Annotated in this window: 3 protein-coding genes; 1 reads left to right on the top strand and 2 read right to left on the bottom strand. The window is 65.7% G+C overall.

Annotation, left to right across the window (positions count from 1 at the left end; genetic code table 11):
- Positions 1-1,175 (bottom strand): GTPase/DUF3482 domain-containing protein (locus F8N49_RS26770; protein WP_151553240.1); only part of this gene is annotated, 1,175 nt, incomplete at its 3' end.
- Positions 1,168-2,541, bottom strand: a complete 1,374-nt coding sequence (locus tag F8N49_RS26765; RefSeq protein WP_151553239.1) for a DUF2868 domain-containing protein — start codon at positions 2,539-2,541, stop codon at positions 1,168-1,170. The genes F8N49_RS26770 and F8N49_RS26765, both read right to left, overlap by 8 nt.
- 85 nt (positions 2,542-2,626) lie before the next feature.
- On the opposite strand from F8N49_RS26765, the gene F8N49_RS26760 reads away from it, so the two are divergent.
- Positions 2,627-3,139 (top strand): dihydrofolate reductase, encoded by a 513-nt coding sequence (locus F8N49_RS26760; RefSeq protein WP_071172197.1) that lies wholly within the window; start codon positions 2,627-2,629, stop codon positions 3,137-3,139.
- The last annotated feature ends 37 nt before the right edge of the window (positions 3,140-3,176 follow it).

The following is a 3,176-nucleotide window of genomic DNA, read 5'->3' as shown; positions in this document are numbered from 1 at the left end:
AGTAACAACTGGCGCTGGCGCAGCGCCAACAGGCGCAGCACGGCGTCATCCACCGTCAGTTCCCGCTGGCCTTTGATCTTGCCGAGCAAGCGGCTGCCATAACTGCGCGCCGTTTGCAGTGCGCCACCGGCAATCGCGCCGGCCAGTGCTGCCGCGCCGAGGGTAATCCCGCCGACCAGCAAATCCACACCAGCGCCGGCCGCCGCACCGGCAGCAATGCCGCCGCCGACGCGCACGCCGAGTTGCTTCAGGGTTTCCGGGTTGAACAGATCATCGCCCCAACGCCCGTCGAGCAGCGGCAAGTCGCTGGCCGCCGCGTCCTGCGGGCGAAACGCGTAGAGCTTGAGCAACGCCTCAACGCACTTCTGCTCACGCTGGCGTACGGCTTTGCGCAGCTCGCTGATTGCCTGCTGCTCCTGCTCGGCTTCGCTGACCACACTGCGCCGGCACGCGGCGCAGTCGATCAGCAATTCGGCAATCAGGCGTGCGGCGCTTTGCTGACGGGCGAGGCGCTGCGCCTGCTGGTCGGCGATCAAGCGCTCCAGTTGCGGCCGGGCGTTTTCCAATAGCAGGGCGAGGCTCTCGTACAAGCGCCGCTCGCCATCCTCGGGCGGCGCGACGCTGTCGAAACGTACCAACGCATGCAGCCCCAACCGCGCCAGCGCTTCACGCCAATCGGGTTCGCGATGGTTGGCGCTGCTGACGAAATTCAGCACCGGCAGCAGCGGTTTGCCGCAACTGGCGAGCACTTCCAGCTCGTCGCGGTACTTGGCCAGCACCGGTTCGCGGGCGTCGATCACATACAGACCGGCATCGGAGGCCAGCAGTTGTCGCAGTACCTTGGCTTCCTGTTCGAAACGCTGGCGCGCCTCGCTGCCGTCGAGAAACCGCGCCAGTCGTGCCGGGCCGTCGAGGCGTTCGCCGGGGCGTTCCAGACGCTCGAGAAAATCCAGCAGGGCGATCGCATCTTCCAGCCCCGGCGTGTCGTACAGATCGAGCAACGGCTCGCCGTCCACCGACAACCGCGCGCCTTCGACATGCCGGGTGGTGCTCGGCCGATGCGAGACTTCGCCGAAGCCGACGTCACGGGTCAGCGTGCGCAGCAGCGAGGTCTTGCCGACGTTGGTGTGGCCGACAACCGCGAGTTTCAGCGGGGCCTTGCGTGCATCAGTCATGTCCGCTCTCCAGCCAGTTCATCGGCGCGCAATCGGCGAATGGCAGTTCCAGCTGTTGCAGCGCCGCGTGCCAGTCACCCAGACGTTGCCCGTCCAGCGCTTCGCCAGGCGGCGCTTGCAGCAGCCAGATGCGAGTGGCGCCGGCGTTGCGCGCGAGTTCGGCGATCAGCGCGAGGCTGCCGCGATCCGGCGAGCGTCGCGGATCGCAGGCGATGGCCAGCCGAGCCGGCGGGAAGCGACTGAGTTGTTCGAGCAGCTTGTGCCGCGATTCGCGACTGTCGAGGATGCCCGCGTTGCTGACGTTTTTCGGCAGCACGGGTGGCCACGGACGCTGTTCGTCCAACTCGATCGCCACCAGCAGCGCGCCTTCGCTGGCGAGTTCGCCGACGTTGCTTTCGACGCGATGCAGTTGCGCCGGCTCCGGGTCGTTGACGCCGAGGTGTTCGCTGGTTGGCATCAACCGTTCGCGCAGTTGCGCGTAGCCGGGCAGATTCAGATCCAGACGCAGCGCGGCTTTGCCGCGGTTCCAGCGCCACAGGCAGAACAGCGCGAGCAGCAGGCGCGGCAGCACGCCGTAGACCACCAGCACGCCGACCAGCCAGGTCGCCCAGGCCTGTCGTGCGCTTTCAATATCCAGTGCGCCGGCGCCGCTGGCGCGGATCATTTCCTCGGTCGGCACATTGAAGCCGAGCAGCGCCGGCAGATAGCCGAGGGCCTGGGTGACGTGAATAAAGGTGTCGGCACCGAGGATCGTGGTTTCCCAGACAAAGCCGTAGCGCCGCGTGGCCATCAGGGTCAGCAACAGAATCAGCGCGCTGAGCATCGCCAGCAGCCACAGGCCATTGACCAACGCGCCGAGCGCCCAGCGGTTGAGTTTCTTGCGTTGCAGCAGCAACAGCAGGGCCGGCGGCAGTTGCGCGGCTTTGGCATCGCGGGCGAATTTTTCGCTGAGCCACAGCCACAAGCGCCCGAGGGTGGCGCCGTGTTCGCCTGCGAAAATCAAGCCCAGCGCCCAACTCAGCAGCAAAATCAGATTGATCCCGAGCAGACTGCCCAGCGCCCAGAACACATTCACCGGCGTCTGCCCAAGTGCGGCGAAAGCCAGACCGGCGCCGCTGAGCACGGCGAAAATCATCAGCAGCACCAGCGCCAGACGCGCGCCTTGCAGCCAGTGCTTGAGGGCGGCGGTCAGTCCGTCACGCTCGGCCAGCCATAGCGCCCGGCGCGCAATGCGGCTCGGCAGATCGCCGCCAGCGGCGCGGGCCAGACGATTGGCTTCCAGATCGTCCAGCGGCCCCGCGTGTTCTTCGCGCAGGCGGATGGTTTCGGTGAGCCAGAGGTTTTGCAGTGGAGTCAGTTCAGTCACGCGGCGTCCCGTCGCTAAATCGAGCACTGAGCATAACCGCTGTGGCGCTTATCGGGGTAAGCGCGGCTCTGGTATCCTCGCCGGCATGACTAAATCACTGCCCCTCAGCCTGATCGCAGCCCTCGGTGAAAACCGCGTGATCGGCGTCGACAACAGCATGCCCTGGCACTTGCCGGGGGACTTCAAATACTTCAAGGCGACCACGCTCGGCAAGCCGATCATCATGGGTCGCAAGACCTGGGATTCGCTCGGCCGGCCGCTGCCGGGGCGCTTGAACATCGTGGTCAGCCGCCAGACCGATCTGCAACTTGAAGGCGCCGAGGTCTATCCGTCGCTGGAAGCCGCCGTGGCCCGCGCCGAGGAATGGGCGAAAGCCCAGGGCGTTGATGAACTGATGCTGATTGGCGGCGCGCAGTTGTATGCGCAGGGACTGGCGCAAGCCGATCGGCTGTACCTGACCCGCGTGGCGCTGAGCCCGCAAGGGGATGCGTGGTTTCCGGAGTTTGATCTGAGCGAATGGAAGCTGGTGTCGAATTTTGAAAACCCGGCGGTTGAAGATAAACCCGCGTACAACTTCGAAGTATGGGAGCGCGCATGATCGTTCCCACGCTCTGCGGGGTAACGCCTCAGGGGAC

This window comes from Pseudomonas sp. GXM4 (assembly GCF_008923895.1).
GTDB classification, from domain to species: Bacteria; Pseudomonadota; Gammaproteobacteria; order Pseudomonadales; family Pseudomonadaceae; genus Aquipseudomonas; species Aquipseudomonas atacamensis.
Note: the sequence above shows the minus strand (reverse complement) of the source record. Positions and strands in the feature narration are given on the sequence as shown.